This window comes from Kocuria sp. ZOR0020 (assembly GCF_000800955.1).
GTDB classification, from domain to species: domain Bacteria; phylum Actinomycetota; class Actinomycetes; order Actinomycetales; family Micrococcaceae; genus Kocuria; species Kocuria subflava.
This window is the reverse complement of the sequence record NZ_JROX01000046.1, coordinates 1-25,410: the sequence shown is the minus strand read 5'-3', so window position 1 is coordinate 25,410 and position 25,410 is coordinate 1. Positions and strand designations below refer to the sequence as shown.

23 protein-coding genes are annotated in these 25,410 nt (G+C 63.3%); 16 read left to right on the top strand and 7 right to left on the bottom strand.

Annotated features, from left to right (window positions below):
* The first annotated feature begins 51 nt into the window (after positions 1–51).
* Entirely contained in the window at positions 52–1,455 is a 1,404-nt protein-coding gene (locus tag L979_RS03160) for an AMP-binding protein (protein WP_047689108.1), read from the top strand.
* Positions 1,456–1,628: 173 nt separating this feature from the next.
* On the top strand, positions 1,629–3,020 hold the full coding sequence (locus tag L979_RS03155) for an AMP-binding protein (RefSeq protein ID WP_047689105.1): 1,392 nt from the start codon (positions 1,629–1,631) through the stop codon (positions 3,018–3,020).
* 18 nt (positions 3,021–3,038) lie between these two features.
* Here the strand turns inward: L979_RS03155 and L979_RS03150 are convergent, their stop codons facing one another.
* A complete protein-coding gene (locus L979_RS03150) occupies positions 3,039–3,671 on the bottom strand; it encodes a YveK family protein (protein WP_047689102.1) in 633 nt (210 codons plus the stop codon).
* Positions 3,672–4,223: 552 nt separating this feature from the next.
* On the opposite strand from L979_RS03150, the gene L979_RS03145 reads away from it, so the two are divergent.
* The 7 genes from L979_RS03145 to L979_RS03115 all read left to right on the top strand — a co-directional run bounded on the left by L979_RS03145 (position 4,224) and on the right by L979_RS03115 (position 11,679).
* Entirely contained in the window at positions 4,224–5,693 is a 1,470-nt protein-coding gene (locus L979_RS03145; RefSeq protein ID WP_047689100.1) for a hypothetical protein, read from the top strand.
* The gene (locus L979_RS14310) at positions 5,686–6,816 is read left to right on the top strand and encodes a glycosyltransferase family 4 protein (protein ID WP_052209406.1); all 1,131 of its coding nucleotides are present in this window, start codon (positions 5,686–5,688) and stop codon (positions 6,814–6,816) included. The genes L979_RS03145 and L979_RS14310 overlap by 8 nt, the downstream gene beginning before the upstream one ends.
* Positions 6,813–7,892, top strand: a complete 1,080-nt coding sequence (locus L979_RS03135) for a terpene cyclase/mutase family protein (RefSeq protein WP_047689095.1) — start codon at positions 6,813–6,815, stop codon at positions 7,890–7,892. The genes L979_RS14310 and L979_RS03135 overlap by 4 nt, the downstream gene beginning before the upstream one ends.
* Positions 7,873–8,724 carry a WecB/TagA/CpsF family glycosyltransferase gene (locus L979_RS03130; protein ID WP_052209405.1) on the top strand — a complete coding sequence of 284 codons (852 nt, stop codon included), beginning with the start codon at positions 7,873–7,875 and terminating at the stop codon, positions 8,722–8,724. The genes L979_RS03135 and L979_RS03130 overlap by 20 nt, the downstream gene beginning before the upstream one ends.
* 18 nt (positions 8,725–8,742) lie before the next feature.
* Positions 8,743–9,996, top strand: a complete 1,254-nt coding sequence (locus L979_RS03125) for a lipopolysaccharide biosynthesis protein (protein WP_156125348.1) — start codon at positions 8,743–8,745, stop codon at positions 9,994–9,996.
* 87 nt (positions 9,997–10,083) lie between these two features.
* Positions 10,084–11,109, top strand: coding sequence for an LLM class flavin-dependent oxidoreductase (locus tag L979_RS03120; RefSeq protein WP_047689091.1), 1,026 nt, complete (start codon positions 10,084–10,086; stop codon positions 11,107–11,109).
* A 48-nt stretch (positions 11,110–11,157) separates the two neighbouring features.
* Positions 11,158–11,679 carry a phosphoribosyltransferase gene (locus tag L979_RS03115; protein ID WP_047689087.1) on the top strand — a complete coding sequence of 174 codons (522 nt, stop codon included), beginning with the start codon at positions 11,158–11,160 and terminating at the stop codon, positions 11,677–11,679.
* Between the two features lie 121 nt (positions 11,680–11,800).
* Here the strand turns inward: L979_RS03115 and L979_RS03110 are convergent, their stop codons facing one another.
* A complete protein-coding gene (locus L979_RS03110) occupies positions 11,801–12,955 on the bottom strand; it encodes an acetate kinase (protein WP_047689085.1) in 1,155 nt (384 codons plus the stop codon).
* 222 nt (positions 12,956–13,177) lie between these two features.
* Here L979_RS03110 and L979_RS03105 point away from each other — a divergent pair, with 222 nt between their 5' ends.
* The gene (locus L979_RS03105; protein ID WP_156125346.1) at positions 13,178–13,885 is read left to right on the top strand and encodes a hypothetical protein; all 708 of its coding nucleotides are present in this window, start codon (positions 13,178–13,180) and stop codon (positions 13,883–13,885) included.
* A gap of 184 nt (positions 13,886–14,069) precedes the next feature.
* On the opposite strand, the gene pta is transcribed toward L979_RS03105, so the two are convergent.
* Complete coding sequence (pta, locus tag L979_RS03100) at positions 14,070–16,163, bottom strand: phosphate acetyltransferase (RefSeq protein WP_047689083.1); 2,094 nt, start codon at positions 16,161–16,163, stop codon at positions 14,070–14,072.
* Between the two features lie 133 nt (positions 16,164–16,296).
* Between pta and L979_RS03095 the strand changes: the two genes are divergently transcribed.
* From L979_RS03095 to L979_RS03085, 3 genes are read left to right on the top strand one after another with little or no spacing between them, the layout of a single operon-like run.
* Positions 16,297–16,641, top strand: a complete 345-nt coding sequence (locus L979_RS03095) for a thiamine-binding protein (RefSeq protein WP_047689080.1) — start codon at positions 16,297–16,299, stop codon at positions 16,639–16,641.
* A 2-nt stretch (positions 16,642–16,643) separates the two neighbouring features.
* Entirely contained in the window at positions 16,644–17,177 is a 534-nt protein-coding gene (locus tag L979_RS14305; protein ID WP_197052058.1) for a GNAT family N-acetyltransferase, read from the top strand.
* Complete coding sequence (locus L979_RS03085) at positions 17,177–18,058, top strand: spermidine synthase (protein ID WP_047689077.1); 882 nt, start codon at positions 17,177–17,179, stop codon at positions 18,056–18,058. The genes L979_RS14305 and L979_RS03085 overlap by 1 nt, the downstream gene beginning before the upstream one ends.
* A gap of 57 nt (positions 18,059–18,115) precedes the next feature.
* On the opposite strand, the gene L979_RS03080 is transcribed toward L979_RS03085, so the two are convergent.
* A complete protein-coding gene (locus tag L979_RS03080) occupies positions 18,116–18,970 on the bottom strand; it encodes a CPBP family intramembrane glutamic endopeptidase (RefSeq protein ID WP_047689074.1) in 855 nt (284 codons plus the stop codon).
* Entirely contained in the window at positions 18,970–20,340 is a 1,371-nt protein-coding gene (locus tag L979_RS03075; protein WP_081993674.1) for an NCS2 family permease, read from the bottom strand. Before L979_RS03075 ends, L979_RS03080 begins: the two co-directional genes overlap by 1 nt.
* Before the next feature lie 332 nt (positions 20,341–20,672).
* Here L979_RS03075 and L979_RS03070 point away from each other — a divergent pair, with 332 nt between their 5' ends.
* From L979_RS03070 to L979_RS03060, 3 genes are all read left to right on the top strand, one after another.
* Positions 20,673–21,506: an HAD-IIA family hydrolase gene (locus L979_RS03070; RefSeq protein WP_189587268.1), complete on the top strand. Its 834-nt coding sequence runs from the start codon at positions 20,673–20,675 to the stop codon at positions 21,504–21,506.
* A 112-nt stretch (positions 21,507–21,618) separates the two neighbouring features.
* Positions 21,619–22,662: a hypothetical protein gene (locus L979_RS16180; protein WP_047689072.1), complete on the top strand. Its 1,044-nt coding sequence runs from the start codon at positions 21,619–21,621 to the stop codon at positions 22,660–22,662.
* Positions 22,592–24,100 (top strand): DUF4041 domain-containing protein, encoded by a 1,509-nt coding sequence (locus tag L979_RS03060; protein WP_197052057.1) that lies wholly within the window; start codon positions 22,592–22,594, stop codon positions 24,098–24,100. Before L979_RS16180 ends, L979_RS03060 begins: the two co-directional genes overlap by 71 nt.
* A 33-nt stretch (positions 24,101–24,133) precedes the next feature.
* Here the strand turns inward: L979_RS03060 and L979_RS03055 are convergent, their stop codons facing one another.
* Together L979_RS03055 and L979_RS03050 are read right to left on the bottom strand one after the other, a co-directional pair.
* Positions 24,134–24,535 (bottom strand): YchJ family protein, encoded by a 402-nt coding sequence (locus tag L979_RS03055; protein WP_047689070.1) that lies wholly within the window; start codon positions 24,533–24,535, stop codon positions 24,134–24,136.
* A gap of 123 nt (positions 24,536–24,658) precedes the next feature.
* On the bottom strand, positions 24,659–25,410 hold a 752-nt coding region (locus L979_RS03050), incomplete at its 5' end, for a hypothetical protein (RefSeq protein WP_052209400.1).

Sequence of the window (25,410 nt, the reverse complement as noted above, 5' to 3'; positions counted from 1 at the left end):
GCGCGGGGGCCCTCACCTCCCAGCTGAAACCGAGGCTGACAAGGGGAGATCATGATTTCCGTGCGCGAGCGTATTGCGCATCTACCGGCGGAGCAACGGGAGAAGTTTGCTGTCCTGGTGCGAGCCATACCAGTACGTCTGCGCTACGGGCCGGCCTACCGTCGAACCCGCCGCGATATTCTGAAGGCACACTCGGTACCTTTTTGGGGACAAGAAGAACGCCGCCGCCAGTTGATCAAGTTGCTTTCAGTCGCCGCGAGCACGGAATATTACGGTGAACATTTTGATTACGTGGCGCTGAAGTCATTCGCCCCTCAGGTTGATGACCCCTTCACGGTTTTGGCGCAGCTGCCGGTGTTGACCCGTGCGGCATTATCCGCCAACACCGAGTTGATGATTGCCCCAGCATCCCGATCCACGGTTGAACTGGTGGCAAGCTCCGGAACCTCCGGTAGCCCCATCCTGTTCCACCTGGACAAGGCACGTGGGGCCGGGGAATGGGCTTACGTTCAGAACGCCTGGGAGCAGGACACCGGTTATCAGCTGGATGACTGGCGGCTGTTCCTGCGGGGTGCCGTGGAGTTTGACGAGTCCAAGGACCACTTGGTGCAGGCCACCACCGGGGAAGTGGTGCTGCGCATACAAGCCCTGTCCCCGGAAAAGATCCGGGAGCACTGGAAGCTGGTCACGGATCGCAGCATCCGCTACATCCACGGCTACCCGGCCTCCATCGACTACATGGCGCGCCTGCTGGAAACCCACCTTCCCGACGACGACTGGCGGTATCAGGTCAAGGGCATCCTGGCGGTCTCCGAGGAGTACACACCGGCCCAGGCCGAGACCTTCCGACGGGTCTTCCCCAACGCAAAGGTCTCCAACTTCTACGGGCTCTCCGAACGCACCGTGTTTGCCCCCATGGACCGGGAATGGGTGTTCCACCCGGAGCCTCTCTACGGGATCACCGAAATCCTCAAGGCAGACGGCAGCCCAGCGCAGGTGGGTGAACGTGGACGAATTGTGACAACAGGACTACGCCTGATGGGGCATCCTTTCCTGCGCTATGACACCGGTGATTCCGCAGAAGTGGTGGGATTCAACGCCTGGGGGGAGCCCACGTTCAAGGACATCAAGGCACGCCGCGGACGCGAAGGCCTGGTCCGCGCAGACGGAACGCTGTTCCCCACCACCCCTCTGAATGTTCACGGACACCAGTTCCTGTGTGTGAACAGGTTCCGGTTCCGTCAGGACGAACCCGGGAAGGTGGCTCTCATGGTGGAGCCCTCTGCCCGTGCAACCAGTGAGGACCTCAAGGACTTCTACACCACCATGGTCAGCCGCACCAAGGATCAGGTGGAGCTGAGCTTTGAGGTGGTTGACCGTCTCCAGGTGCCACCCGGGGGCAAGGCCCGGTTGGTGGATCAGAACATCGACGGAGTGGTCAGCACCTGGGCGTGAGCCTGGCTGGGTGGGGGTGCCATCCGGGTCTGGTGGAAGGAAAGTCCCAAGTGAACGCACTACACTGACCGGACAATCACGCAGCATTTGGGAGCTGCCTGGAGAATCTGGCGTGCGACTGCCATGTCGGTCGATTGTGAAAGTCACAAGCAAACACGCGATGGGGGAAGTCTGTGGTTTCTGTTCGCGAGTACATAGCCCATTTGCCGGTGGAGCAGCGTGAGAAGATTGCCGGTCTGGCTCGAATGGTGCCTGTCTCCATGCGGTATGGCCCAGATTTTCGCCGAACCGGCCGGGACATCGTCAAGGCTCATGCCGTGCCGTCCTGGGGGCGCGAGGAGCAGGCGCGGCGCCTCGGCCACCTCCTGGCTCTGGCATCCGACACTGACTACTACTCAACAGCGGACGGGTACCAGGCTTTGAAGCATGCCGCCCGTGACCCGCATCAGATTCTTCGGGAACTGCCCATCTTGACCAGGCAGGCTCTGTCAGAAAACACCTCGCGCATGTTGACGGTGGATGCGGACGAGGTGGAGCTGGTCACCAGCTCGGGAACTTCCGGTGACCCGATCGTTTTCCACCTCAACAAGGCCCGTGGGGCGGGCGAATGGGCCTACGTGCATCATGTGTGGAACAACCGCACCGGGTACCAACTCAACGATTGGCGTGTGTTCCTGCGCGGTGCCGCCGATCTCCCGGGGGATGCCGACTATTACGTCCAGTCATTGACTGGCGAGATCACGCTGCGTACGCGTGCGCTGAGTCCGGAAAAACTGGTGGAGCACTGGGACCTCATCAAACAGCACCACATCCGATACATCCACGGTTACCCATCAGCCATGGACTATCTGGCTCGTTTGCTCGAGGAACACCTGCCCACCGACCCCTGGCGTACACAGATCCGCGGATTGCTCACGGTCTCCGAGGAATTGACTCGTGCGCAGGCCACGGTGCTCAACCGGGTGTTTCCGAATGCCCAGGTGGCCAACTTCTACGGACTGTCCGAACGCACTGTGTTTGCCGGCATGGACAGCAACTGGGTGTTCCACCCAGAGCCCTTGTACGGCATCACAGAGGTGCTCCGGGAGGACGGCTCACCGGCGCAGCCGGGCCAGCGCGGGCGGATCATCACCACAGGGCTGCGCCTGACAGGCCAACCATTCCTGCGTTATGACACCGGGGACTCGGCGGAGGTGGTGGGGACGGACCGGTGGGGAGGCCCCACTTTCAAGGACATCACGGCCAGGCGCGGCAGGGAGGGGTTGGTACGTGCCGATGGCAGTTTGCTGGCCACCACTGCACTCAACCTTCACGGGTCTGAGTTCACCACGGTGAACAGGTTCAGGTTCCGCCAGGATCAACCAGGACAGGCCGTTCTGATGGTGGAGCCCAGTGCATCCGCTGATGATCAGCAGTTGCAGCTCTTTTTGGAAGCCATGCAGCGACGCACCGGGGACGGCGTGCGCTTGTCCCTGCGCAGCGTGACTCGGTTGGAAGTCCCTGCGAATGGGAAAACCCGGTTGATCGACCAGAACATTGCGGGAGTCACCGGTACCTGGGCCTGACAGCCCGGACAGATGGGCTCAGCGGCGCCTGTTCTTGGGGTGGCCCAGGCTGACGGCGGCCACAATGCCCAGCAGCAGCCCCACGGCTCCACCGATGGCGAAGATCAGGGGGGTGGAGATTCCCGAGGGATTTTCCGGGATGGTCGGTTCCCCGGCGGGCAGCAACTGAATGTTGTCCCCGGGCTGAGGGTCACCGGCCGCGCCACCCAGGGCGTCACGCCATGCGGATGCCAGGTCGGAGGCCTCCTGCGGAGTGGCGGCAAGGGCAGTGATCTCCAGGTCCGTGGAGTCCGGGCTGCCCACCACACGGACTGAGTCCAGCAGCTCATCCGTGGAGGCATCCAGATCCAAGTCGCGTTTCACGGCGTCTGCCACCACCACGGAATTGCCCAGCGACTGGTATGTGGCCACACGGGACTTGGCAAGTTCCTCCGCAGCCAAGCGGTCAGTTGCGGTGGTTTCATCGCTGGTGGCATGGACCAGGGCTGTTGTCACGGAGCGGTATTCGTCCTGTTGTGTCAGTGAGAACGCGAAAGCCATGGCCACGCCCACAGCGAGCCCCAGCAGCGGCAGCCACCAGCGGCGGCGCACGGAGCGGCCCAGCTCTGCGGCTGAAATTTCGTTGACTTCGTACGGTGAAGTCTCGCGCACGGTTCGTTTCCCCCTTCCATCCACACGTGTGGATGGCTCGAATCCTCGCGATCGCTTGGCTGCGGACATCAACCTCTCCCCGGAATGACCTGATGGGCGAGCCCTGGTGCGCAAGCGACATGCGGCCATGTCACGCGTGATGGCGATCCCCAAAATCGCCGGCGTGTGCTTTCCCCAGCATGACATGGACCTGCCGCGTGCTCGAACAAGAGACCCACTGTGGGAGCCAACAGTAGGCGCCCAGTACGGGATTTTGCACGAAAATACATCGTGTTAACCGCTGCATTGGCACTTGTGTGGACAACTCCAGGCGTGAGTGGGGGGTGCGCAGCCGGGCATGCCACCATGGGGATGCTGTCGCAAAGTTTGACCAAGCCACGCCGTCAGTGGCACGCAAAGAAGTACTAGCGATCCTGGGCATGAAAATTCCCCTGGAGGCGTGGACCTGGCGAAGCGCGGATGTTGTGAATCAATGGGGTATCGGTCTGGGGAGGCTGATGGATTCACCGGGGCCGTGAGAAGCGTGCAGAAGTTCGGGGGGAGGAAACTCTTTTGGCTGAAACAGCCACAGTTGTCAGTGTTGTCATGGCGGCGTTGTTGGGCGTTGCATCAGTTGCTGTGCTGGTGGTGGCCGCCTTCAAGCACCCGAAAGTGACTGCTGGCCTTCTGGTGGTCCTGATCATGTTGTCGCAGACCATTCAGACCGTCACTGGAATTCCTGCCCTGGGGTACGGCGATGAACTTGGCGTGATCTTGGCGCTTCTGTTGTTCACGGGTCGCAGGCTGTACGTGCACGGAAGCGTGCGTGCCTACCCCGCCCTGTGGTTCTTTCTGGCTTTTGCCGTCCTGGGCTCCATCAGCAGCGTGGTGAACACCGTCCCCATGGGTGTGATGGCAACCGGGGCCTTTCTTTTCTTGAAAGGGCCCATCCTGGGATTCGCCGTTGCACAACTTGACTGGACCAAGCGGGATCTTCCCAACGTGGCGCGGTTCGGGGCGTGCGTGGTCGGTTTCGTCTTGGCAATCACCGCCATCAACGCCGTTGCCCCTGCTGCGTGGAACAGTGTGATTGGGCGCGTGGCCAGTGTCAGCGAACGTGGTGGTTTTTCCAGTTTGACTGGTCCTTTTGATCATCCTGTGGGCCTTGGAACCACCATGTCCATGGCCTTCTTGGCCATCCTGCTCTACCGCCAATTGGTGGCCAAAGGGCCGGTGAGCCTGGTCTTGTTGATCGGGTCCGGCCTGGCCTGCATCGCGGCATTTCGGCGTAAATCCATCGCGGCGGGGATCATCACGGCACTTGCCGTGCGCGCCGTGCTGCCTGGACCCAAAGCCATGTATTTCGCGGCCGTGGCCATTCTGTTGCCCGTTGCCCTGGTGCTCGGACGGGAACCGCTCACGCAGGTGGTGACCGGGACGGTGGATGAATACACCGCCAATGTGGCTGAAACTGCACGTGTTCTGATGACCTTGGAGGGCCTGGCACTGGCGCTTGCAAGTTTTCCCTTGGGCGTTGGTTTTGGGCGCTACGCATCCTTCACTGCCTCGGAGAACTACAGCCCGTTGTACGAAGACCGCGGTTATCAGTGGATCTACGGCATGGGTCGTGGGGACATGGGCGGGTTCCTGTCAGACACGTTCTGGCCGGCCCCCTTGGCTGAAACGGGGATCTTGGGAGGGCTGTGTTATGCAGCCGCGCTTTTCCTTCTGGTGGTACCGGCTTGGCGCATGATGCGCCGTGCCCCTGAGCGTCATGTTCGTTGGGCCGGTGCCGTGACCCTGGCCTGGATGCTGACGTTGACCATCGAGTCCGTTGTGGCGCCCGTGTTCGTGTCCCCACCCATGTTCGGGCTGCCTTTTGTGGCTGCCGGTGTGTGTACGTCCCTCACGGCACGGGAATCAGTGATGGAATCACCTGCAAAGCACCACGACGATGCACATTCGGCCGCTGGGGGCAGCATCGATTCAGCAGAGGCCACACCACATGTGCCCTGGGCTGCAGGAGGTGTTTCGCGTGCTTGACGTCGTCGTCCTGGGTCCGACTCCGGGAGCAGCAGGCGGGATCGGCGTGATGGCGGGCTACCTGGCCTCCACTTCCTCGAACCGAACTCATGTGACATTCGTGGATTCCGGGGGCTCTCCCGGCACCAAGGTTGGGCGGCTTCGCGCCGCCGCCGCAGCCGTGCGCCGGTGTTTGGCCAGGGAGACTGGCCCCACCGTGTACGTGCTCTCCGTGGCGTCCAACGGCAGTGCTTGGCGCAAAACCGTTCTGTCACTCCTGCTCCGACTGCGGGGAAAGCCGTATGTGCTGCATCTGCACGGGGCCGGGTTCGTCACGTTCTACCGCGGACTTCCCGGTGTCTTGAAACGCGTGGTGCGTTCGATGTTCACCTCCGCCGCCGGGGTGATGGTCCTGGGGCAGGTCTGGGCGGATTTTGTCCGTAGTGACCTGGGTGTGGCACCGGATCGTGTCCGCATCGTGGCCAATGCCGTGCCCGGTCCTCAACGCCTACCGGATCGTACCGGTCCCGTGAATGTTCTCTTTGCCGGGCGGGTCGGTTCCCGCAAGGGGGTTCCCGAGCTCCTTCAGGCCTGGCAGCAGCTCAACACCGCGGGGCAGGCGCAACTGTTGCTGGCCGGTGATCTGGAAGACCCGAGCGGGAACATCGGGAGGACCTTGCGGGCAACGGAGGACGTCGAACTTCTGGGGTGGGTGAGCCCCGAAGACCTGACGGCACAGATGGCTTGTTCATCGGTTCTGGTTCTTCCCAGCCATGCGGAGAACCTGCCGTTGTCACTGCTTGAAGGCATGGCGTGGGGCTTGGCCCCCGTGGTCACCCCCGTGGGTGCTGTTCCCGAGGTCATTTCGCATGACGTCAACGGCCTTGTGACGCCGGTGGGGGACGCGGATGCCTTGGAGTCGGCCCTGCGCCGCGTTGTCTTTGACCGGCCTGCCCGGATCCGAACGGGTGCGGAGGCCAGGCGAACGTGGGAACAGTCCTACTCCCTGACGCAGTACCGGCCGAACTTCGACGATGCCGTCGAGGTTGCGTTCCAGAAGCATGCTCGGGCCCGCGAGCCCATGCGCTGCGCGGTGAACCCGACCCGGTGGTTCCGAGCCGGACGCTCAGGAGGAAAATCATGACTGTCTACCCACTGTCACCCGATCTGACCACAGCCGTGGCCGAGGCTGCGCAACGGGCTTTCCGCTTTGCCCAGGTGCGCGAATTCGCCGGGACGGACCCGTATGACGGTCTGCTCTCACCCCACGCCAAGCACCTCCGGGGCCGGAGGCCGCGCCAGGCCTGGGTGCAGGCGCACAAACGTGCGGGGCAGTGGCTGCGGGACCTGACTGATGTGCCCGTGGTGCGGATGACCAAGGGGATGGCGCTGTTTGCCCATGCGGCGGTGCTCATGGGTGATCAAGGCCAGGCTGATCAGCTGGTGGACCGGATTCTGAGTGAGCGAGGGTCCGGCCCGTGGGGTTATGAGTTCGACGTCCAGACCAGATGGGCGTTCTACCCGGCCGGAAGTCCCAACGTGGTGGCCACAACTTTTGCGCTGCGGGCATTCCAAGCCACCGGGCGGCTGGATGAAGTCAGTCCGGAGGTCACGCGGTGGCTGCAGGGGCAGTTCCACAACGGGTACTTCCGCTACACCACCACCTCCGAGCGCTTGGTGCACAACGGCTCCCTGCTGGCGGCTGAGTCGCTGGCCATGCTGGGCGGAGATGCCACCAAGATCCAGAGTGCCATCAACCGGACGGTGGCCGCCCAGATGCCGGATGGATCCTGGTCCTACGGGGTGGGGCCGGGGCTGGAATGGGTGGACAGTTTCCACACCATCTACAACCTTGATTCCCTGTGGGCGCTTGAGCAGGCAGGATTCGACACAGGGGAGGCGATACCGGAAGGCCTGCGGTACTGGGCGGAGAACTGCCTGGATGCAGACGGCCTCCCGCTGTATTACGCAAACGATCAGAAGACATCCCAGGACGTGCACAACGTGGCCACCACCGTGGGCTTTCTGGCCCGCGCGGCGCAACGGGGTTGGGGAACCCCGGATCCGCGCCCGGCCGTGAAGCACCTGCTGGGTTTGCAAGGCGATGACGGTGGCTTCCGCAGTTTGGGGTCGGGGCTGCCGCACATGAGATGGAACCAGGGTCACGCCACGTTGGCCCTGGCCGGATGGGGGAACAGCAATGAGTCAGCCGGCTCGTGACAAAGAATTCGAACACGGCCCGCAGGCCGAGACCACGCTGAACCGTGGATTGCCGCGCGATGGCAGGGCCAAGCGGCGCGACGTCATGGGAGTGGGGATCGACCCCCTGACCGTGGAACAGACTGTGGACAAACTCAAGGGGTTGATGACCGACGGCGGTCACCACAACCACCTGTCCATCAACGCCGCCAAGATTGTCTCCGCCAAGGAGAACCCTGCCAAGCAGTCCGAGTTCAACGCTGCCGATGTGGTCAGCGCTGACGGGCAGGCCGTGGTGTGGGCCTCCAAGCTGCTGGGCCGTCCGGTGCCTGAGCGGGTGGCCGGTATTGATCTGATGAACCGCCTGGTGGATCTCTCCGCCCAGGAAGGTCAGCGGATCTACCTGTTGGGCGCCCGCCCGGAAGTGCTGGCGGCGGTCCAGGAGGACTTCACCCGCCGTGGCGCCAACATTGTGGGCAGCCATGACGGCTACTGGCGCAAACAGGGCAAAACCGATCAGGACATGGCCCGGGAAATCGGTTCCATGGACGTGGACATTCTGTTTGTGGCCATCCCCTCGCCCATGAAGGAAGACTTCATCTACGGTCAGCGCGATGCCATGGGCGTGGGTGTCTGTGTGGGTGTGGGTGGCTCTTTCGACGTCGTCGCCGGGCAGACCAAACGGGCGCCTAAACTGATGCAGAAAATGGGCATGGAATGGGCTTTCCGCCTGGCCATGGAACCCAAGCGCATGTTCAAGCGCTACGCCGTGGGCAACACCAAGTTCCTGTGGTACCTGGCCAAGGACCGGGCAAACGGGATGCCACTGACGGGCAGGTTGATGCGGAAGTGACTGAGGACAACTCCACTCGTGGCAGGTGATCGGCGCGGGAGAGCCCGCCTCCAGTCCCTGATGGTGCTGGGGATCCGGGTGGGTGGTGCCGCACTGCAAATGGCCCTGGTGGCCGTTGTGGCACTGCGCTTCTCCGTGGAGGACGTGGGCCTGAACGGACTGTTGTGGTCTGTGGCCCTGGTGGCCCGCATGTCCGGAACCTTTGGTCTGGACACCTCCGGCATTCGCGAACAGGCACCGCTGTGGGCCGCCAATGACCGCAGGCGGGCCCGCATGCTGGTCCGGCGTGATGCCCGCACGGTCACCCGGATCTGGTTGGTGATCGGCTTGATGGCGGTGGCGGTCACCGTGGCCGGCGAGCTCATGGGCCATCCCACCCGATGGGTGTTGGCCTTCTGGGCCGTGGCTGCCGCCTCCGCGTTCGGACGTCTGTTCATGGTCCAACGCATGGCCAAACAGCAACCTGTGGCGGGGCAGTTCCTGGAATCAGTGGCACTGCCGTTGCTGGGGTTGGTGGCTGCCCTGCTGGCTTCGGTCACGCGACCGGAACTGCTGATCCCAGGCCAGGTGGCGGCATTCGTGATCATTGCGGTCATCATGTGGTGGATCTCCCCGGCCCCTGGCCGCAGGCTCTCCCACTACCGGGCCCTGGGCATTGAGATCCCCCGCACACCGTGGCGCATGGCCCTCCCCCTGGGCCTGGGCGCCACCTTGACCGCCCTGTGCGTGCGCGGGCCCATGTTCGTGCTCTCCGCCCGCTCCCTGGCGGTGGCCGGTACCTACGACGTCGCACAGCGCATCCAGTCCGCAGGCGCCATGGGCACCTCTGCGGTGTCCACGGTGTTCGGGCCGAGGATCGCGGTGGCGGTGCGGGACCGGGCCGCGCTGCGCAAACTCGTGGTGGAGGCCGCCGTGGCCTCGGCCGTGCTGCCCGCCCTGTTGTTGGCCTTCCTGCTGCTGGTGGGTGAGGGCGCACTGGTGGAGCTGCTGGGTGAGGACTACCGGGGGACGTGGGGGGCCGCCGTCGTTCTGGTGATCTCCACGCTGATCAACGCCACCACCTCTGCCACCAGCAATGTGCTGATGATGGGTGGACACGAACGCTGGTTCATGCGGATCAGTGGCGTGCAGCTGGTGCTGGTGGTGGGCGGAGCCTGGCTCAGTGGCGCTGACACGGCGCTGGCGGTGGCCTGTTGGGTGCTGGGTGGGGAAGTGTTCCGGTCGGCGTGCATGACGGCGGGATACGTGATGCACAGTCGGAGGTTGACGTGAGAGCGGCTCGTACCCAAAGCTAGGTGACACGTCACTTAAACTCAGGCAGAATGGTGATGTCCGGCCACCCCTGAACTGGAGCACATCATGCAGCTTGGTCTCAACACCTTTGGCGACGTCCACCCCGGCGCTGACGGTCAACCCATCTCCCAGGCCCAAGTCCTGCGGCACGTGGTGGAACAAGGCCGGTTGGCCGACCAGGTGGGGCTGGATTTCTTTGGTGTGGGGGAACACCACCGCGCGGACTACGCCGTTTCCGTCCCGGACACCGTGTTGGCAGGGCTTGCCACCACCACTGAAAACATTCGTCTGGGCAGTGCCGTGACCGTGCTGTCCTCCGAGGACCCCGTGCGGGTCTACCAGCGTTTTGCCACGGTGGACGCGCTCTCCAACGGTCGGGCGGAGGCCATCCTGGGGCGTGGTTCCTTCACCGAGTCCTTCCCGTTGTTCGGCTACGCGCTGGAGGACTACGAGGACCTGTTCGCCCAGAAACTTGAACTGTTCACCCGCCTGCAGCAGGAGGGTCCCATCACCTGGGAGGGTGGTCTGCGCGCCGCCATCAACGGGATCGAGGTCTTCCCCAAGACCGAAACCGGGCGGCTTCCGGCATGGATCGCCGTGGGAGGTTCCCCGAATTCGGTGGTGCGCGCCGCCCATTACCAACTGCCCGTGATCTTTGCGATCATCGGCGGCAGCCCCCTGGGGTTCAAGCCCTTTGCCGATCACTACCGACGGGCTCTGGAGCACTTTGGCAAGCCCGAGCTGCCCATTGCGTGGCACTCACCCGGATACATCGCAGAAACTGACCAGCAGGCGCGGGACGAGTTCTTCCCGGCCTTTGCCGCCAACCACGACGTCATTGGGCGTGAACGCGGATGGCCCGCCCTGCAGCGCTCCGACTTCGATGCCATGTGCGGCCCAAAAGGCGCCTACTACGTTGGCTCCCCGGAGACCGTGGCCCGCAAGATCGCGGCTCATCAGAAGGTTCTGGGTGCTCAGCGGTTTGACCTCAAATACTCGGTGGGGCCGTTGACCCACGATCGGATGCAACGCTCCATCGAGTTGTTCGGCACCCAGGTGGCACCCCTGGTGGAGGACATGCTGGCCGGCTGAGGCATACGCCAGATGACTCCTGACTGCCGCATGCCCTAACGTGGCGGCATGGCTTATCACGCGGATTCCACTGACCTCAACACCAAAGATGTCCTCACCTGGCAGGGCTTTGGCGATGCCGTCCGGCAGCAGGCCCAGACCATTGCGGACAGCGGCTTCCAGCCGGATCTGATCATTGGAGTGGCCCGCGGTGGCCTGGTGCCCGCAGGTGCCCTGTCCTACGCCATGGGCGTCAAGCTGATTGATGCCGTCAACGTCGAGTTCTACACGGACGTCCACGAGACCCTGCCCGATCCCGTCCTGCTGGCACCCATGCTGGACGTGGATTCCATTCGGGGCCGCAAGGTTCTGGTGGTCGACGACGTCGCCGACTCCGGGCGCACACTGGCCCTTGTGCTGGAACTGCTCTCCGGATTCGGGGCAGACTGCCGCAGCGCGGTGATCTACTCCAAACCGCGGTCCATTGTGGAGCCGGACTACATCTGGAAGTCCACGGATGAATGGATTGTGTTCCCGTGGTCGGACCAGCCGCCGGTGGTGGCCTCTGGTGCTGACGCCCAAGACAGTTGAGCGATGATTTGGTCCGGTGATCTGCGCTGAGAAGTGATGTGTGCCGCCCATCAGCTCTGATGGGCGGCACACATCACTTCTCAGCGGGGGCTGGCGCGCAATGAGCGGAAGCAGTCGCCGGTCAGTTGCTCACCAGCTGCGCGGTGGCCTCTGCGATGGCACGTTCCTCATCCGTGGGGACCACCAGCACCTCCAAGGTGGAATCCGCCGTGGAGATCCGGCGCACCTGGTCATTGCGGACCGAATTGGCCTCCGGATCCAGCGTGGTGCCCAAAGCGCCCAGGTGATTCACCACCAGCTGGCGGAAGGTGTCCGAGTTCTCCCCGATGCCTGCGGTGAAGATCAAGGCCCGTGCACCGCCCACGGCCACGTGGTACCCGCCGATGTACTTGGCCAGGCGGTAGGCAGCCATTTCGAGTGCCAACTGCGCACCGGCATCCCCGGCAGCAGCAGCGTCCTCCACAGCACGCATGTCCGAGTGACCCGCAATCGCCTTCAGCCCGGACTGCTTGTTCATCAGATCGTCCAGGTGCTGGGCGGTCATCTCCGGGTCCCGGCGGAGCATGGCGGTGATGATGGACGGATCAAAATCGCCCGTTCGGGTTCCCATGACCAGGCCGGCCAGGGGTGTGAATCCCATGGAGGTGTCATAGGACTCGCCGTTCTTGATGGCGGTCACGGAAGCACCGTTGCCCAGGTGGGCCACCACGGCGTTGAAGTCATCGCGGGCAACACCCAGGTGTTCGGCGGCCAGGCCGGTCACAAAATCGTGCGAAGTCCCGTGGAAGCCGTAACGGCGTACGCCGTACTCCTCGTACAACTCATTCGGCAGGGCGTAGCGCCATGCGTGTTCCGGCATGGACCGGTGGAAGGCCGTGTCAAAAATACAGACCTGGGGCATGTCCGGCCACTTCTTCTGAATGGCGCGCAACCCCAGTGCGTGAGCCGGGTTGTGCAGGGGTGCCAGCGGGGAGAGGCGTTCCACGGCACGGATGATCTCGTTGTCCACCAGAACTGGCTGGGAGAAGCGCTCGCCACCGTGGACCACGCGGTGACCTGCGGCATCGATGGTGCGATCCCCCAGTTCTTCTTCCAGGCGCTCGGCCAGGATGTCCAAGGCCTGGGTGTGATCCTGAATCTCGGACGTCCCGATGTTCTCGATCAGGCCCTTGGTGACCACCGTGCCGCCGTCGGTGTCGGCTTGGCCCGGTTCCGGCATCTCCCGGACCTGGTACTTGATGGAGGACGAGCCGCAGTTGACGACCAAAATCAGCATGGGTGACTACTTCCTGCGCGCCTGATCGGCCCGCTGTGTGGAGCGGAGTTGCCTCCATTGTGTCAGTCAGATCCGCGCTGGCCCCAGGCGTACGGCGGGGTTGACCTCTGTTGTTTGGAGGCGTTCGCCACGTGTTGATCGGAAGTGTTCGCCACGTGTGATGAACCGGCGGTTATCCACAGGGGCTGCCGGAACACGGTGCTCCGGTGGCAGGGTCGATCCATGGACTCGGGCATCTACTCGCTGGCGGACCTGCGTGAACGTGGATTGGACAGGCAGCGCCTGAATGCCCTCCTTGAAGGTGGCTCACTCACGCGGTTGCGCAAAGGTTGGTATGCCACGGCTCGGGCAGCGGCGCCCGTGGCCAGGGCCGTGGCGTTGGGCGGGACCCTGGGTTGCCTCAGCGGTTGTGAACAGCACGGAATCTGGACACCGAATCGGCAGCTGCACGTCATGCTCAATCCGGGAGTTCCCCGGCCTGCCGTAGCTGGGGTCCAACTCCATCGGCTGACCCGGGCCACGCATGCACCGCTGGCGCCCGTCATGGACGGTTTGCGGGAGGCCATCGCGCGCCACGATGTGGAGACCGGCCTGATCGTGACGGAATCTGCCGTGAACCTGGGGCTGATCGGAGAACCAGCGGCCAGGGACCTGCTGGGTTCGGCCCCTGCAGCCAAACGGGCATCCTTGACGCACTTCATGCTGGGCGCGGGATCCGGAAGCGAGACCCGGGTGAGACTCTTCCTGCAACAGCGTCGGTTCACGGTGAGACCACAGGTCTTCATCCCTGGCGTGGGGCGCGTTGACCTTCTGGTGGGTGAGTCCCTGATCATCGAGTGCGACAGCGAACAACACCACGCAGCGGGGGCACGCTACCGCATGGACCGAGTGCGCGATCTGGCCTCCGGGGACTTGGCTACACCACCATGAGGCTGAGCTACGACCAGATTTGGTACCACTGGGAGCAGGCTCAGCGCAGCGTGCTTGCCGAATTGGCCACGGGAAGACACCGCCGGGCACCCGTTCCCCGGGTTTAGTGCACCAACCTTATGTATGCGTGGAGACAGGCCTGTCAGGGGTCTGTCTCCACGCATACATAAGGTTGGTGCGGAGGTCACATGGTCTGGGCCTGGATGGCCGTGATGGCCACGGTGTTCACAATGTCCTCCACGGTGCAGCCACGCGAAAGATCGTTGACCGGCTTGCGCAGACCCTGCAGGACGGGGCCCACCGCCACTGCGCCGGCCGACTGCTGCACGGCCTTGTACGTGTTGTTACCGGTGTTGAGATCCGGGAACACGAACACCGTGGCCTGTCCTGCCACCGATGACTCCGGCAGCTTGGACTTGGCGATGGAGGCATCCACGGCTGCGTCGTACTGGATGGGTCCTTCGACGGCAAAGTCCGGGCTGGTGGCCTTGACGATCTCCGTGGCTTCGCGCACGCGTTCCACGTCCTCGCCGGAACCGGAACCGCCGGTCGAGTAGGACAGCATGGCAACGCGCGGATCCACGCCAAAGGCTCTGGCGGTGGCAGCTGAAGCCACCGCAATGTCTGCCAGCTGCTCCGCGTTCGGGTTGGGGTTCACGGCGCAGTCGCCGTAGACCAGCACCCGGTCCTCCAGGCACATGAAGAACACGGAGGAGACGATCTTCACGCCCTCGGCAGTCTTCACGAACTCCAGGGCAGGGCGGATGGTGTTGGCCGTGGTGTGGGCAGCACCGGAGACCATGCCGTCCACATCTCCCAGCTGAACCATCATGGTGCCGAAGTAGGAACCGTCCCGCATCCGGTCCACGGCTACGTCCTTGGTCACGCCCTTGTGCTTGCGGTACTCCACGTAGGCATCGGCGTAACGGTCAATGAGTTCGGCGTCATTGCGGTAGTCCACAAGGTCCAGGCCGTCATCCTCGAAGTTCAGGTTGATGCCCTGGGAGTCGCAGATCCGGCGCACCTCCTCCGGGCTGCCCAGGATGGTGAGATCGCAGAAGTTCCGGCGGTGGATGATTTCTGCCGCGCGCAGCACACGGGGGTCATCGCCTTCTGGAAGAACAATGTTCTTGCGGTCCGAGCGGGCTGCTTCCACCAGGTCGTGCAGGAACCGCAACGGGGTGCGGCGCACCGGGCGTTCCAGGTCCAGGCGGGACACCAGTTCGTCAACGTCGATCCGACGGGACCACTCACCCAGGGCTGCGGCGGCCTTACGGGGGCTGCGGTTGCTCAGGCGACCGCGGGTACGTGCCACGCGCTTGGCCGCCTTGTAGGTGTCCTGCTCCGTGGTCAGGACGGGGAAGGGCGCGGTCTGGATGAACGACTGAACCAGCTCACCGGGAAGCAGGCCACCGGTCAGCAACATGCCGGCCGGGGTGGGGCGTTCGGGGGAGAGTGCCGAGGCCAGGCAGGACATCAGAACATCCGAGCGGTCTCCCGGGACGATCACCAGTTCGCCTTCAACCAGCTGATCCAGGAAGTGCTCCACGGTCATGGCCGCGATCTTCACACCCTGGATGTCACGGTCCAGGGGCACTGCTGCCAGGTCGGTTCCGAACCCGGCCTCATCCACCAGTTCCTCAATCGTGGGGCTGGACACCGCGGGAAGTTCCGGGATCACGTAGACGGGCAGGTGGTGCTGGCCGCGCGGAGCCTTCTGCGTGACTTCATCCACCCACTCCACGGGGCAGCGGTTGACCATGATGGCAAAGATGTCGCACTTGGCTTCCCGCAACTCAGTCCGGGAAACCTCCACGGCGTTGAGCAACTGCTGGGGGTCCTCCGTCTGATTGCCGCCGATCACGGCCAGCACGGAGCACCCCATGTTGTTGGCCAACCGCGCGTTGAGATCGAACTCTGCAATGGCGGCGTTGTGGGCGATCATGTCCGTGCCGTCCACCACGATCACATCGCAATGGGTGGCCATTTCCGTGTAGATGGCCACGGCCTGGGAGTCCAGGTCGTCGTAGTTGCCCGTGGCCAGGATCTCCCGGGTCTGCTCCAGGGAAACGGCGCCCCGGCAGCGCTCCGGCGGGAGTTCAAAGGTCTCCGCCATGAGCTGCAGAAGGGGGTCCTCCTGTGGGGTGGTTCCCATATGGACCGGGCGGAAGAAGCCCACGCGGTCAGAGTTCTTGAACAGGGTGTCCATCAGTCCCAGTGCCACCAGAGACTTGCCGGACAGCGGTGTCATGGCGCTGAGATAAATGCCGTCGGTCACGCGAGTGCTCCTCTTCCGCGGGCGGGTTCGGGTCCGCCGAACAGCCTATCCGCCACATCACATGCGCCGCTGCGAGTTGCCCTGCGTTCCGAGCCCCCTCCCCTCACCCAATCCCCAGTGGGAGGATGGAGGCATGATCGTTGCTTTTTCCGTTTCACCCATGGGTGGCCACAACCCGGATGCCTCCGTGCACGACGCCGTTGCCGCCGCCGTCCAGATCGTCCGGGACTCCGGTTTGCCGCACCGCACGGATTCCATGTTCACCTCCATTGAGGGGGAGTGGGATGAGGTCATGGACGTGGTCAAACGTGCCACGGAGGCGGTGGGGCGGTTTGGTCCGCGCGTCTCCCTGGTTCTCAAAGCAGACATCCGCCCTGGTCACACTGGGGAAATGACCGGCAAGATCGAGCGCCTGGAAGCAGCCATGGAGCGCCAGGCTCTGGAGGGGCAACCGAGCCCGGGGGCCATCGAAGGGTGAACGTGACCATTCGCCGCGGCACACCTGAGGACGCCGCGGCACTCACTGCTGTGCGCTTTGCCTGCCAGGCGGAGACCTACGGGCCGCTCTACGGGCCGGAATTCGTGGCTTCAATCCAGGCCGGTACCGGCACCGCTGAGGAAGATTTGCAGCACCTGAGCACCGTCGGCACCACTGTGCAGGTGGCTCAGGACGACGACGCCGCCCTGCTCGGCTTTGCGATTGCCGCCGACGGGCCCATGGACTGGGAGGCGGATGTGGCTCCCGATGTGATTGCCGCCCGCCAGTTGGTCAGTCTCTACACGCGCACCAGTACCCACGGGACGGGGCTCGGGCAACGCCTGCTCACGGCCGTACTGGCAGATCACGACCCCGCCGAACCCGTGTATCTGTGGATCATGGCCGGCAATGACCGCGCCCACGCGTTCTACGCCAAACACGGTTTCACCCAGGTGGACCACCCGCCGTTTCCCGCCGAACACGCCTGGTCCGGGCAGTTCACCTACCCCATGCTGCGCCCGGGGCAGGCCGGCTGATGGGACGCAAACGTCAACGCACCCAACCCGAGCAGCCCGCGGAGAGCAACGGTCCGCACGCCGGGACCTGGGAGATCCAGACCGGCACGGTGGAGCTGGTCCCGGATGACCTGACACCCGGTGCTTGGACCGTGATGGTCAACGGTGTGCCGTCCTCCCACGTGGACCCGGCCCGCCCCGGTGATCTTGATTTCGAGTACATGCGCTGGATGGCTGCCGTGCTGCGCACCCACGTTCCCGCCCACCTGGATCCGCACAAACTCAGGGTCCTCCACCTGGGTGGGGGTGCATGTTCCATGGCCAGGTGGGTGGCACACGAATGGCCGGAGGCCCGCCAGGTGGTGGTGGAGCTGGATGCCCGCCTGGTGGATTTGGTCCGCGGTTGGTTCAACCTTCCCCGCGCACCCTTGCTGCGCATTCGAGCCGGTGAAGCCAGGGCGGTGACCGAGTCCCTGACGGAATCCACCCGGGATGTCATCATCCGCGACGTCTTTGCCGGTGCCGTCACACCGCCCTCCCTGACCACGGTGGAGTTCACCCGCGCGGTGGACCGTGTGCTGGACCCAGCCGGGATCTACCTGCTCAACGTGGGGGATGATCCCCAACTCAACGGGGTCCGCCAGGAAATCGCCGGCCTCAAGGCAGTTTTTGAGCACGTGACGGCGGTGGCTGATCCCGCCATGTTCAAAGGACGACGACGCGGCAACGTGGTCCTGGCCGCATCGCATCGCCCGCTGCCTGAATCCGGGACGGCAGAAGCGGCCACCATGACGCGCTCGCTGTTGGTGGACCCGGTACCGGCCCAGTACAAGGATCAGCGCTGGACAGCCACCTTTGCCGCAACGGTCCAGCCAAGGAGGGATCCGGCGTCGTCGTCGTGAAAAGGCGTTTGACAGGCAAATGACCGCTGGGAGGCGATCCCAGCGGTCATTTGCCTGTCAAACAGTGACGGTACCTTTCCGGCGGCTGATGAGCACCACAACAACCAGCGGCAGGACGTTCACAGCAATGGTGAACAGTGCGTTGCCCCAGGTGATCTGGGTGGCGTTCTGGGTGAGCAGGTTGGTGTTGTCCACCTGAATGGTGGGGGTGCCCAGGCTGTAGAGGTTGTTGATCAGGTGCAGGGCCAACGGCGCCTCAAGGCCACCGGTCAGGTAACCCGCGGCGGCGAACACCAGGCCGAAGGCCAGGAAAGCCGCCAGACCCGCGGCGTTGCCGGGGCGGTGCACCACGGCGAACAGGGCGGCGCTCACCAGAGCTGCAGTCACCAACCGGAGGCGCCATGCGGGCAGCAGCGCTGAGACCGATTGTTGAACGGCACCGCGGAAGGCCAGCTCCTCGCCGGTGACCTGGAACGGGATCACGGCAAAGACCACCAGGGTGGCCAGGATCCAGGCAGTGCGCTGAATGCCATGCACGTTGCCGATCAGGAACAGCGCCATGATCGGCACACAGGCCAGGGCGTAGAGACCGAACAGGCGCCACCGGAAGCTACCGGTCACGGACACGAGCCTGCCGGGGGTCAGGCGCAGCAGCACGCAGACAATGACCGTCAGGGTGACACCGGCCAGGAACAGGCCCGATGCTGCGGTGACCAGGGAGGCGAGGTCACCGGGCAGCACCGTGCCCAGCGGCGGTTGCAGCGTGAGGGTCACCAGGCTCAACACGATCAGTGCTGCAAACCCACCCAGCACCAGGCCCACCAGCGGACGCCACGGGGAGCGCCGCGGGTGGACGGCCTGTTCGGCAAAGTGGAGAACCGAGCCCGGGGGGATGACTTGGTTCGGGTTCATCAGCCGGCCCAGCCCTCAATCACGCCGGTGCTGAAGAAGACCACAAAAGCGATGGCCACAACCCACATCAACGGGTGGATCTCCTTGATACGGCCCTGGACCACGCGGATGAACACGTAGGAGATGAACCCGGCGCCGATGCCGTCGGCAATCGAGTAGGTGAACGGCATGACCACAAAGGTCAGGAATGCCGGGACGGCAATGCCCCAGTCCTCCCAGTCGATCCGCACCACGTTCTTGGCCATGAGGAAGCCGACCACCACCATGGCGGGTGCCACGGCCTCGAACGGAACCACCTCAACCAGGGGGGTGATGAAGGTGGCCAGCAGGAACAGCGCACCGGTGACCACGTTGGCCAGGCCGGTCCGAGCACCCTCGGCAATGCCCGTGGAGGATTCCACGTAAATCTGGTTGGAGGACACCGAGCCAGCGCCACCGGCCACCGCGCCAAAGGCATCCACCATCAGCACACGGTCAACGTTTTCGATCTTGCCGTCCTTGACCAGGCCCGCCTGATCGGAGAGGCCAACCATGGTGCCCATGGCGTCGAAGAAGATGGACAACAGGATGGTGAAGATCAACAGTGCTGCGGTGAAGGAGCTCAGCTGAGTGATGGCATCCAGCGGTGCGGCCTCACCCAGCAGGGAGAGGTTGGGGAAGGACAGCAACGCGGTGGGGTTCTGCGGCACCACCAGGGACCAGCCGGTGGGGCTCTCCACAGAGGAACCGGAAGGCACCACAGCCTCCAGGATGTGGGCCAGTACGGTGCCGGAAACCACGGCAATCAGAATCGCGCCCTTGATCTGGCGCACCATCAGGGCAACCGTCAGCAGCAGGGTCAGCACGAACACCAGGGTGGGCCACCCCACCAGGTGGCCACCCACGCCCAGGCTCACAGGCACCGTGGTGTTGGCCTCATCCGGTATGCGGCGCACGAATCCGGCGTTCACAAACCCGATCAGGGCAATGAACAGGCCGATTCCCACCACAATCGCGGTTTTCAACGACGACGGCACCGCGTTGAACACGGCCGTCCGGAAACCGGTGAGAACCAACACGAACATGATCAGACCGGCCCAGATGACCAGGCCCATGATCTGCGGCCACGTCAGCTCCGGGTGGGTGGCAATGGTGACTGCCAGGAACGCGTTCACGCCCAGACCGGTGGCCAGAGCAAACGGTGCCTTGGCGATCACGCCCATCAGGATGGTCAGAACACCGGCAATCAGGGCGGTCATGGCCGCAACGCGGTCGACACCCAAAGTGTTGCCGGCACCATCAGGGCCCAGCCCCAGGACCAGCGGGTTGAGCACCACGATGTAGCTCATGGCAATGAACGTGGCGATGCCGCCGCGGACCTCCCGGCCCATGTTGGAACCACGTTCAGTGATCAGAAAGTAACGGTCCAGGAATCCACGCCCTTGAGGGGCAGCGGGCTTCGCGGTGGACTCGGGAGCGGTATGGGACACGGTGCGGCTCCGGTGGCTGTGCGAGCGGTGAGGGTGAACTTGAAAGATCTTACGCTCACAGCGTTATCGAAAAGTGACCTCCGTGTTCCGGATCACGGACTCTGGAAAAGGCTGTGCCCAGGCCGCCAGGAGCCCTACCGTGAGGAGGGTGGGATGAAGGGCCGGGGTGGCGCGTCGTCGTTCGGGCCTGGACAGAGCTGGTACTGATGCATGAAGTCACGGAGGGAAATCTCATGGGAGCACCGCGGACGCAACGTTTGATGGGCACCAACACCTGGCTGACAGACATGGACGGTGTGCTGGTCCGGGAGGAGGCCATGATTCCCGGTGCGGCTCGACTGCTTCAGCTGTGGCGTGAACGTGGCCAGCGCTTTCTGGTGCTGACCAACAACTCGATGTACACCCCACGCGACCTGTCCGCCCGCCTTGCACGTTCCGGGCTTCAGGTGCGCGAAAGTGAGTTGTGGACCTCCGCCCTGGCCACGGCGGAATTCCTGCGAGACCAATCCGCAGGTCACCGTGCGTACGTGATCGGTGAGGCCGGATTGACGACGGCGATGCACGAAGCCGGCTTTGTGCTCACGGACACCGACTGCGACTACGTGGTGTTGGGTGAAACCCGGACGTATTCGTTCGAGGCCATCACCAAGGCCATCCGGTTGATTGACGGCGGTGCGCGTTTCATTGCCACCAACCCGGACACCACGGGACCGTCTCCGGAGGGTCCACTGCCGGCAACGGGCGCGGTGGCAGCCATGATTTCCGCAGCCACCAAAACTGCCAAGCAGCCGTATGTTGTGGGCAAACCCAACCCCATGATGTTTCGCTCGGCACTGAACCGGATCGGTGCCCATTCGGAAACCACGGCCATGTTGGGCGACCGCATGGACACGGACATCATTGCCGGAATGGAGGCAGGCCTCTCTACGCTGCTGGTGCTGAGCGGTGTGACCAAACGGGAGCAGGTGGAGCAGTTCCCGTTCCGGCCCACCGCTGTCATGGAGTCCGTTCAAGATCTGGTGAACCTGCTGGACCAACCCGGACCGGACGGTTCAATGGACGGGTGACGGCGTGAGCTGTTGGGGCCTGTGAGAAGTCATCCGTTGGGATGACACAGGCCTGCCAGGATGGGCCTTGCGGCTGATGTGGCTGGGACAAGGGGATTCGTAATCTGAATCCATGGTTGTCACCTCAATAGTTCTGGCCCTGTTGGCCGCCGTCGGCTTGGCTGTTGGTGCCCACCTGCAGCATCACGCTGTCCGTGCGGCATCTGCGCAGCCCTTGCAGAACCGCGCGCCGTTGGTGCTGCGTCCGTTGTGGCTGCTGGGACTGGGGCTGCTGGCGCTGGAAACCGTGGTCAACATTGCGGCACTGAGTTTGGGGCCGGTGGCGCTGGTCCAGCCCATCGGTGCGGTGTCCCTGGTGGTGGCGGTCATGATCAGTGTGAATGTTCTGCGGCTCAAGGTCTCGCGGCAGTTGGTGGCAAGCATGGCATTGACCTTGGTGGGCGTTGCAGGATTTGTGGGAATCTCTGCGGCTCATGCCCAGACCGGGCCACTGATCCCGGGGACAGTCACCTGGCTCAACGGCCTGCTGATTCTCTTCAGCCTGGTGGGGGCCGTACTGGCGGCAACCCGCGCCAGTCACCTGGCCCTGGTGGCCGTGGCAGGACTGGCGTTCGGAACCGTGGCGGCATCTGCCCATGTGGCGACCACCTCGGTTGCCCGGGTGATGAGCAGTGGCGGTGGCTGGGCGGGAGCCCTTGAACTTCTCACGCACGGCATGTTGATCACCGTGGTGGGGATGGCGCTGGCCTCCGCAGTGGGCATGTGGGTGGTGCAGGTGGCCTACTCATCAGGGCCTCCGGAAACGGTGTTGGCCGGGCTGACCATGGTGGACCCCATGATGGCGGTGTTCATTGGTGCAGTGGTGCTGCGCGAGTATGCCGACTTGGGGGCTGCGGCGCTGGTGGGATTGATGTTGACGGGCGCTGCCGCCGTGGCGGGGGTGGTCCTGTTGGCCCGCTTCCACCCGGATGTCCGGGGCCAGATGGTGGCGCACAGCCCTGAAGAAGATGAATACCTCTGCACTGTCAGGGATGAGAGGTACCCTCATACTGTCCTCACCACCCCTCAGTCTCACCAGGATCTCCATGTACGACGAATTTGGGCGACCAGCTCCGCAATCCAACGCCCCGGAAGTTACGAAAGAGTCTGTCCTTAGCTATTTTGGGCAGGGCAGAAAATCAAAGCAGATCGATGCTATGGCCGAAGAAATTGTTCTGCTTAACTCTAAGCTTAACAGCGCACAGCAAGCGGCCGATCAGTACAAGCGATACCTGGACCATCACGGTGGCATGGAAGTTTGGGATCGTGACGAGATCTTGGGTCGGCAGCAGAAGCAAATCGCCGAAGCCCAGGCTGAGGTTGCTAAATCTGAAAATCGAGCTCACCAGATTTTAGAAGGTGCTAGGTCGGAGGCGTCCTCCATTGTTCGCGCGGCAAGAGAAGAAGTGGCCAACAGTGAGCAAGAGCTTGACGTGCGCCTCAAGGCGCGTGAACATGAAGCCAATGTGAAGGTCCAATCCCTGCGGGGCGAGATGGCCGACCTCAAGAAGGAACTGCCGGTTGTTAGGGCTGATGTCGCGCTCAGCTCGAGTGCCCTGGAAGATTTTACGCACCCAGCAGACTCATACATTGATCTCCAGGGTGACCTCCGTGAATTGCGGCAGGAGATGAAGTCGTGGATTACGGAAGACGTGGCGATATCTTCTTCTGAAGACTTGCCCTCAACGCCAGTCAAGGTGCGGTCGTTTCTCAAGCGCGTGCGTAAACTGGCGTTACGGGCATACAATGGTGAAGCGCAAGGGATTATTAAAGCCTCTACCCCTGCAAACGTTGAGAACAGTTTGAAAAAGCTCTATCGTTCTGCGGATGCAATTCAAAATTTGACTACTGAAATTAATCTGTCGATTGATTCTGAGTACCAGAAGCTCAAAGCAAGAGAGTTGGAGCTTGCAATTAAGGCGGAGTCGAAGAGAAAACTAGCGCGGGAAGCTGAGCGTGAACACAGGGCCGAGCTCAAAGAGCAGGCTCGCATCGACGCCGAGCTCGAGGCGCAACGGGCAAGGCTGCAGAAGGAAAAGGCTCATTATGAGTCAATCTTGCTGCGAGTCGAGGAATTGGGCAATGAAGAACGGGCGTTGGAAATTCGACACCAGCTAACCGAAATTGAGTCCGGTATTGCCGACGTGGAGTATCGACAGGCAAATCAGCGAGCCGGTTACGTATACGTTATTTCCAATATTGGTTCATTCGGTGAGCGGATGGTCAAGATCGGGTTGACTCGCCGCCTGGATCCCATGGACCGCGTGCGTGAACTAGGCGACGCCTCTGTGCCCTTTGGTTTCGATGTCCACACACTCTTCTTCTCGGAGGATGCGGTCACGGTTGAGGCAGAGTTGCACCGAAAGTTTGCCCGTGAACGGGTCAACCGCATTAATAATCGCCGTGAATTCTTCTACGCGACTCCTCACGAAGTTCGTGAGGCTCTAGCCGACATTCAGGGCGATCTCCTGGAATTCGTGGAAACTCCTGCGGCAGAGCAGTTCAAAGCCAGTCAAGAGATAGTGCAGCATGAGTTGGACGAACTGAACGGCTAGACGGCAAAGCTTAGATCGAAGGGCTCACTCCACTCACACGGACATGAGCGTTCCGTCCAGGTAGAACCACACGCCGTCGTGGCGACGGAAGCGGGAGTTCTCCCGTTGGGTTCCCCGGGGTGCCTGGGTGCCGGGCATGGGCTTGTAGTGCGCGGTGAAGTCCACGGTGCCCCAGTCCTCGAACGGGCCGCCGCCGGTGGTCTGGTTGATGTCCAGGCGGTACCAGCGCAGATCCGGGTCAAGGTCCATGGACAACGGGCGGGTGGCGGGGTCCCAGGTGCGCAGGAGGTAGGCGTCGTCGCCCACAGCAAAGGCGGAAAAGCGCGAGCGCATGAGGGTCTCTGCCGTGGGTGCCGGTTTGCCGTGGTGGAACGGGCGGCAGCAGTTGCCGTAGGTGTCCCCCGAGCCGCATGGGCAGCGGGTGTCAGCGTCCATTGCTGCACCTCCCTATGCGGTGGTTGAGGACGTGGAGTTGGTGGTGGAGACAGTCATAGCGATGGGTACTGTTCCACATCTGTCCCTCAATGTGCTGTGAGACAGCTGACGGTGAAAGCAAGCTCACTGACCTGTGGCCTCCCATCGGTCACCGGTGAATCGGACCAGGCCCTGCTGTTCAAAGGCTTCCAGCCATCCGGTCATGGGCCACCACCCCCACCGGATGTGGAACAGGTGGGCGTTGGTCAGGATTTCTGTCAGGTGTTCCACGGGAGGTGAGGACACCGCGTGCCACTGGTGATAGGCGTGGGCACCACCCACCCAGGTCAGGGCCGTCCCGCGGTCATGCAGGTTCATGGCAAAGTCCGTGTCCTCACACCCATATCCGGTGAACGCCTCACAGAATCCTCCAAAGGCGCAGCGGGTCTGTTCCCACAGGTTTGTGGTCATGGCAAAGGACAGGGACCAGAACAGTGTGTACTCGTCCTGCGTGGCTGTTTGCAGCTGCCCCGGCGGGGGAGCGGGGCGGGCCGGATGTGGGGCGGTGTGCTCCACAACATGCTCCAGGGCGCTGGGCTCACCCAGGGAGGCAGGCTCAGGCAGCCAGGTGTCCTGGGGCAGATAGGTCACCGGACCGCACAGCACAGAGGGAGCATTCTGTGCTGCGGCGGCACGCTGGTAGAAGCGCACCAGATCGGGTCCCGGGATGCAGTCCGCATCCAAGAAGATCAGCAGCTCAGCACCTGCCGCCACGGCTGCATCCCCGCCGGCATTGCGCGCGGCGGCCAGATTCACCGGCCTGGGGCCTGTGCTGTCCACGGCTGAGGTGTGTTCCAGAGAAAACGGCTGCTCACCGATCATCACGGTGTGGTGGG